Origin of the sequence: Argonema antarcticum A004/B2 (assembly GCF_023333585.1) — a bacterium.
Classification (GTDB): domain Bacteria; phylum Cyanobacteriota; class Cyanobacteriia; order Cyanobacteriales; family Aerosakkonemataceae; genus Argonema; species Argonema antarcticum.
This window is the reverse complement of record NZ_JAIQZN010000220.1, coordinates 1-1957: the sequence shown is the minus strand read 5'-3', so window position 1 is coordinate 1957 and position 1957 is coordinate 1. Positions and strand designations below refer to the sequence as shown.

Here is a 1957-nt window from a genome sequence, read left to right as displayed (position 1 = left end):
AGACCTATTTTTTTTTGACAACAAGCTGTAAAACCCGCACGCAGTAAGGGTTTTACAGCTTGTTGTCTCCCCCCCAGCTGGTTAGCCTCCTCAGCTAATACGCTTAACATTACTAGAGGATTAACCAAAGGGGAAGCAGGCTGACCCTGAAAGTAGAATACAAAATGCGGTAAGAGGGATTGTCCTAATTTAGGTCTAAGCTTATAGAGTGCTAAGGCAATTTCCTCAACCCTGTCCCACAATTTAAAAACTAGCTCCATAGAAGTACAATGAATCTCTAGTTTTATATTTGGAGCCACTCCAGACACCCTCTTTAGTCTGACACAAAGAAGTAATTCTTTTAGTGGAGGTGAAACAATATTTAGTAGAGATTGATAAAACCAGGATTCTGTCGCCGCTATAAACTCCTTGGACAAATCACATGCACCATCCATCAATTTTCTCCTTCGTGATTAGCACCATTCTCTGTTTTTTCAAAATATTCTTTAGATTTTAAGTTAATATTATCGTGGTTTAACAAACTTCTTGACTCTAATCTATGTGAAAGTAATATAGCTAAAATTTCATGAGGATAGTAATTTCCTTCTTCATCCTTCAAATAAAAGGATAAAGCTTTTAGTTCTTTTTGGGTTGGCAGGCGCAAACCCGTAACGATATCTAACACACTGGAACGGTTTAGGTCTTTAGATTCTCTGCTCAGTACAGTTTCTATAAATCGTTCACTGCCGCCTGAACGGATACAATTTTCTTGAATAATAAGTTGCAAGGGATGATGTGGATAAGAAGACGAAATATTTAATTTTAGCCGAGATATTTCTTCAGTAATCTGATTACTAACAGAATCTCTAACTTCTACTAAGCTTGATAAAGATAAATAAGAAACTAACAACTTAACTAAGCGTAGTAAGCTGTTCTCATTTCTAGTATCTATTAGTCCAATATCCAAACTGGAAGGACTTTTGTATTCTTGAGAAACAGACGGAAGCATCCGGCTTAACTCTTCCCAGTTTGGAATTCCTTTAAACAGAAAACCATCCAGAATTAACTTGGAAATACCCAAAGCAGATGCTACTGAAGCACGAGTAGTGGGGCTAGGCAACTGCGCTCCAGCCAACCAACGTTCTACAGATGTCAGCGAAGCTATTAAGTCCGAGGCATTTCGGCTTAAAAAGCGCAAAAGAAGCTCATTTTTATGCTGCTCATCCAGAGAACCTTCAATTTGCTGCTTGAGATGGTTTAGCAAAGCTGCCCACCGCTCTAGACGATCCGGATGATCTTCTTTCTTGGGTCTTGCCACGTACTTCCTCGCTGTTTAGTCCGCTCCGTAACAGATCTGTCATAACTCGATTTTTGCACTTTTCATAAAAATTTACGAAACCCAGCTTGACTTTTCAGAGGGACTAGAGATAATTAATGATAACCGAGTAATACGTTATTCGTGTTACTCATGAAAATCTCACAGTCTCATTTATTTAGAACTGTAAACAAAAAAACCCAATTAAACAACAATCCTTCAGGGGGTGACAAGCAAGCTATAACCTATGAATGACAATAGTTTCAGCTTTTGTACTGCTCTTAACATATCGGCTGACGAGAGAGCCTATGTGGAGACAGGGCAACGTATTAAGCCAGTTTTAGGCTCTCTCGTCAACCCGCTCGTTGTCAATAAGGCTGTGAATAAGCTGGCATCTTTTTTGAGGCTAACCAGGCTAAAAGCCTGAGCCAACAGGCTTTTAGCCTGGTTGTTATCCCCTAAACAACAATCCAGCGCCGACGTCCTCTCAACTTCGCAGCGCTGGCTGTTGATAACTCCCCAGAAGGGATGAAATCCTATGTTAACAAGACCCGCAGTAGCACATCAACTAAAACAAAAACCCCAAGCAATCAGCCTATTGGCCGGAGTAGGTGGGTGGGACTTGGGAATGGAAGCATCTGTGTCAAAAATAGCGATCGCACC

Annotated in this window: 2 protein-coding genes; both read right to left on the bottom strand. The window is 40.5% G+C overall.

Annotation, left to right across the window (positions count from 1 at the left end):
- Window positions 1-434: hypothetical protein (locus LAY57_RS35455; protein ID WP_249072166.1), on the bottom strand; the 434-nt coding region annotated here is incomplete at its 3' end.
- Window positions 434-1297, bottom strand: a complete 864-nt coding sequence (locus LAY57_RS35450) for a hypothetical protein (RefSeq protein ID WP_249072164.1) — start codon at window positions 1295-1297, stop codon at window positions 434-436. The genes LAY57_RS35455 and LAY57_RS35450, both read right to left, overlap by 1 nt.
- Window positions 1298-1957: the final 660 nt, after the last annotated feature.